Origin of the sequence: Pantoea sp. ARC270, assembly GCF_003236725.1 — a bacterium.
Lineage (GTDB): Bacteria > Pseudomonadota > Gammaproteobacteria > Enterobacterales > Enterobacteriaceae > Pantoea > Pantoea anthophila.
Map to the genome: position 1 here is coordinate 1 of NZ_PUGA01000071.1, position 4,635 is coordinate 4,635.

Here is a 4,635-nt window from a genome sequence, read left to right on the forward strand (position 1 = left end):
CCGTAAGGCCCCACCGAGCCTGCCACCAGCAGCGTTTTCGCATCGGGCCGCACCGCCAGATAGTCGTGACGGGCGCGCTGTGCCAGTTCAACACTCCGGGCGATGAGTGCCAGGGACTCATCCTCACTCAGGCCGCGCGTGGCAAAGCCCTGCGGGGTCGCCTGGTAGCTGGCGGTGATGGCGCAGCGGGCGCCCGCTACAAAGTAGTCGTAGTGCACCTGATAGATCAGCTCAGGATCCTCCATCAGCACTTTGGCTGACCACAAGGCATCGGCAAGCTGACAGCCGCGCGCTTCCAGCTCGGTGGCCAGCGCGCCATCCAGAATCAGCAGCGGTGACTCTGTTAAAGCCTGCGCGACAGGGTTATACGACATCATTGGCCTCCTCAGGCTTCGGGGATGATTTGTGGGTCAGATGGTACGCGGCGTAGCAGAACAGTACAAACGGGATGCCACACCACAGGGCGATGCGCTGTGTCGGATCAAACGCCAGGCCGACGCACGCCAGCAGGCAGAGCAGGAAGCCGAGAACAGGCGTCAGCGGATAGAGCGGCGCGCGGTAGGCGAGATCGGCCAGCGATTTGCCCTGCTGAAGGTGACGGCGACGGAACACAAAGTGCGAGGCGCAGATGCTGAGCCAGACCGCCACCACGGCAAAGCCGGAGATGGCCGACAGCGCCACAAATACCGTGTCAGGCGCGACCACACTGGAGATCAGCGCCAGCAGGCCGCCGATCATGCTGACGGTCAGCGCCAGCAGCGGCACGCCGCGTCGGTTCACCTTCGCAAAGGCGCGTGGCAGCGTGTTTTCATTAGCCAGCGACCAGAGCATACGTCCCGACGCATAGAGGCCGGAGTTGGCCGCTGACAGAATGGCCGTCAGGATCACAAAGTTGATGATGTCCGCAGCCCAGGGCACACCGATCTTTTCAAACACCAGCACAAACGGGCTTTTCACAATACCGGCCTGATCCATCGGGATCAGCGCCGCCAGCACCAGCACCGTGCCGATAAAAAAGAGGATCAACCGGGCCACCGTGGTACGAATCGCCAGCGGCAGCACCTTCTGCGGCTGCTGGGTTTCACCGGCGGCAATCCCGATCAGCTCGGTGCCGGAGAAGGCAAAGTTCACCGCCACCATGGTCATCAGGATAGGCAGCACGCCGTTGGGCAGCCAGCCGTGCGCCGTGAGGTTACTCAGACCGGGTGCAGGCGTGCCATCTTTCATCGGGATAAAGCCAAACATCGCCGCCGCGCCGAGCAGGATAAAGGCGATGATGGTGACCACCTTGATCAGCGAGAACCAGAACTCCCCTTCGGCGAAGAAGCGGGCAGAAACCACGTTCAGCAGATAGATGGCGCAGCAGAATACCAGGCACCAGACCCACACCGGCACCTGCGGGAACCAGTACTGCATACAGAAGCCCGCCGCCGTCAGGCTGGAGCCCAGCGCCACCGTCCAGGTCAGCCAGTAGAGCCAGGCCACGGTATAGCCGGTCGCCGGACTGAGATAGCGCGCCGCATAGACGTGGAACGCGCCCGTTTCCGGCATCGCCACCGACAGTTCACCCAGACAGACCATCACCAGCCACACCACCAGCGCCCCAATCAGATAGGCGAGCAGCGTGCCTGCGGCCCCGGTGGTGGAGATGATATAGCCGGTGTTGAAAAAGAGGCCGGTGCCGATGACACCGCCCAGCGATAACATCACCAGATGGCGGACTTTCATGGTGCGTTTAAATTGTTGCTGCGGGGAAGTTGGCTGTTCGCTCATCAATTTTATCCGTATGGACGTCTAAACATCTATAAGGGACAAATTTATACGCGTCACAGCCGGGAATTGCAACGGCAGGAGAACAGGGAGCGGGGTCATGCGCGTCAGTGCCCCGTCGCGGCGGGGCCTGATGCCTCAGCCGAAAACGCTCTGAATGTAGCGTTCCAGCGCCATGCGGGAACTGAATCCGTGCGGGATGCCGTAATGTTCCTGTGAATCACCCGCCAGATAGAGAGGGAATTGGGTGTAGTGATCGCAGGTTTTCATTTCAGACGCCGGCTCAGCGAACGGCTGGCTCTTCTCTTTCAGGGTCGGATGAATCACTAATGCCATGCGCCCCATACGCGCTTCGCGATTCACATAGACATAGTTCTCCCCCCGGCGATAGCCATAGGCCCGTGGGGTAATCTGATCCATTTCGAAACCCGCTTTTTCCAGTACGCGCGCTACCTCATCTGGTCGTAAATACATGCTCGATCCTCTCCTCTTTCAAAAGCTTCGCAACCTTACATCAGCATGACAGAGCGGGCATTCGGAATTTTCCCTAAAGCCCCCTCCCGCGTCTCGTTTATCTCAAGGTCGTCTACACTAGTATTACGTTTTTAAATCAAAGGGAGCCAAAAAATGTTTAATCGCACTGTAAAAAACGATGACATTGATATCAATCAGGACGTTAACGAACTGGCCGATTCACTGGAAGCGCTGTTGAAATCTTACGGCAGTGATGCCAAAGACGAAGTGGACTCTGCCCGCAGTCAGGCAGAAAAACTGCTGAAGCAGACCCGTTCTAAACTGAATGGTGGCAGCAACCGTGTGACCCAGGTTGCCCGTGATGCCGGTGCACAGGTTGATACCTATGTGCATGACAAACCCTGGCACGGTGTCGGTATCGGTGCCGCTTTCGGTATCGTGGTGGGTGTCCTGCTGGCCTCACGCCGCTAAGCGCGAAAAATCTTCTGAGCCCTGCCCCGTGCGGGGCTTTTTTTTGCCCGTCATCCGGCCCGTAAAATTTACAAAAGATTTTTTCCGCATCGCAGGGCGCACGCCTGCTGGCTTTAGCCGTGTTGCGCAAATGCAAATCATAAAACCCTATATCTGGTGGGCTTGACCACCAAAACCACTACATCTAGTATTTAACCATCAGTCTGACACCCGATGTCCGCCAGAGTGAAGCCCGCAAATCAGGCGGGCGGCATCATTGCCGGGCACCCGAACCGCATACAGAGGGAAATACGAATCATGCGCATTATTATTTACACTAAAGATAACTGTGTCCAGTGCAATGCCACGAAGCGTGCGATGGACCGTCAGGGTCTGACCTATCAGCTCATCAATCTCGACAGCCAGCCCGAGGCGATCGACAACCTGAAATCCCTGGGTTATCGCCAGGTGCCGGTGGTGATGGCGGATAACGATCACTGGAGCGGCTTCCGCCCGGACAAAATCGCCTCCCTGCGCACCCTGTCCGCTGTCGGGGGATAAACGCATGTTCCCGCTGGTCTATTTTTCCAGCCAGTCGGAAAACACCCACCGGTTTGTGACGCGCCTTGGCCTGCCAGCCCGGCGCATCCCGCTTGATGCCCGTCAGACGCTGCATATCGACCAGCCCTATATTCTGGTCGTGCCCAGCTATGGCGGTGGCAGCAGTCGCGGTGCCGTACCCGGTCAGGTGATTCAGTTTCTTAATGATGAGGCCAACCGGCGGGAAATCCGTGGCATCATCGCCGCGGGCAACCGGAACTTCGGCGCCGGTTACTGCCTGGCGGGCAGCATCATTGCAAAAAAATGTCAGGTTCCCCTGCTCTATCGTTTCGAGCTGATGGGAACCCCGGACGACATCGCGAACGTTAAAGCGGGAGTAACCCAATTTTGGCAACAACAGACACCCTCAACGGCGTGACGCTCGACTATCACGCGCTCAACGCCATGCTCAACCTCTATGACGCGGAGGGGCGCATCCAGTTCGACAAGGATCGCGAAGCGACCCGTCAGTTTCATCTGCAGCATGTGGAGCCGAATACGGTGAAGTTCGCCAGCCGCGCCGAGCGTTTACGCTATCTGGTGGCGGAGAGCTATTACGAAGCTGAGGTGCTGAACCAGTACGATTTCGACTTCCTGCTTGCGCTGCATGAGGTGGCGGAGACGTGGGGATTTGAGTTCAAAACCTTCCTGGGTGCCTGGAAGTACTACACCAGCTACACGCTGAAGACCTTCGACGGCAAACGCTATCTGGAAACCTTTGAACAGCGCGCCTGCATGGTGGCGCTGACGCTGGCTCAGGGCGATGAAACCCTGGCGCGTGCGCTGCTGGAGGAGATCCTCAGCGGCCGCTTCCAGCCTGCCACCCCCACCTTTCTCAACTGCGGCAAGCAGCAGCGCGGCGAGCTGGTCTCCTGCTTCCTGCTGCGCATTGAAGACAACATGGAGTCCATTGGCCGTGCCGTGAACTCCGCGCTGCAGCTCTCAAAGCGCGGCGGCGGCGTTGCTTTTTTACTCTCCAACCTGCGTGAGTCCGGCGCGCCCATCAAGCGTATCGAAAACCAGTCGTCGGGCGTCATCCCGGTCATGAAGATGCTGGAGGATGCCTTCTCCTATGCCAATCAGCTGGGCGCACGTCAGGGCGCGGGCGCGGTATGGCTGAACGCGCACCATCCCGATATTTTCCGCTTTCTCGACACCAAGCGCGAAAACGCCGATGAGAAGATCCGCATCAAAACCCTGTCGCTGGGCGTGGTGATCCCCGATGTCACCTTCCGGCTGGCGAAAGAGAACCAGCCGATGGCGCTGTTCTCGCCCTACGATGTTGAGCGCATTTACGGCCAGGCCTTTGGCGATATCAGCATCAGCGAGAAGTATGACGAG

7 protein-coding genes are annotated in these 4,635 nt (G+C 58.5%); 4 read left to right on the forward strand and 3 right to left on the reverse strand.

Going from position 1 to position 4,635, the window contains the following annotated elements:
* From CKF42_RS20740 to CKF42_RS20750, 3 genes are all read right to left on the reverse strand, one after another.
* Nucleotides 1–374 (reverse strand): homocysteine S-methyltransferase family protein (locus CKF42_RS20740; RefSeq protein ID WP_199559900.1); only part of this gene is annotated, 374 nt, incomplete at its 3' end.
* Nucleotides 364–1,773: an S-methylmethionine permease gene (gene mmuP, locus CKF42_RS20745; protein WP_009088562.1), complete on the reverse strand. Its 1,410-nt coding sequence runs from the start codon at nt 1,771–1,773 to the stop codon at nt 364–366. The genes mmuP and CKF42_RS20740, both read right to left, overlap by 11 nt.
* 135 nt (nt 1,774–1,908) lie before the next feature.
* Nucleotides 1,909–2,244, reverse strand: a complete 336-nt coding sequence (locus tag CKF42_RS20750; protein ID WP_009088560.1) for a DUF2002 family protein — start codon at nt 2,242–2,244, stop codon at nt 1,909–1,911.
* A gap of 153 nt (nt 2,245–2,397) precedes the next feature.
* On the opposite strand from CKF42_RS20750, the gene CKF42_RS20755 reads away from it, so the two are divergent.
* From CKF42_RS20755 to CKF42_RS20770, 4 genes are all read left to right on the forward strand, one after another.
* Nucleotides 2,398–2,715, forward strand: a complete 318-nt coding sequence (locus tag CKF42_RS20755; protein ID WP_009088558.1) for a DUF883 family protein — start codon at nt 2,398–2,400, stop codon at nt 2,713–2,715.
* A 297-nt stretch (nt 2,716–3,012) separates the two neighbouring features.
* On the forward strand, nt 3,013–3,255 hold the full coding sequence (locus CKF42_RS20760) for a redoxin NrdH (protein WP_111209098.1): 243 nt from the start codon (nt 3,013–3,015) through the stop codon (nt 3,253–3,255).
* Between the two features lie 4 nt (nt 3,256–3,259).
* Nucleotides 3,260–3,673 (forward strand): class Ib ribonucleoside-diphosphate reductase assembly flavoprotein NrdI, encoded by a 414-nt coding sequence (gene nrdI / locus CKF42_RS20765; protein ID WP_111209099.1) that lies wholly within the window; start codon nt 3,260–3,262, stop codon nt 3,671–3,673.
* Nucleotides 3,643–4,635: ribonucleotide reductase N-terminal alpha domain-containing protein (locus CKF42_RS20770; protein WP_304598462.1), on the forward strand; the 993-nt coding region annotated here is incomplete at its 3' end. The genes nrdI and CKF42_RS20770, both read left to right, overlap by 31 nt.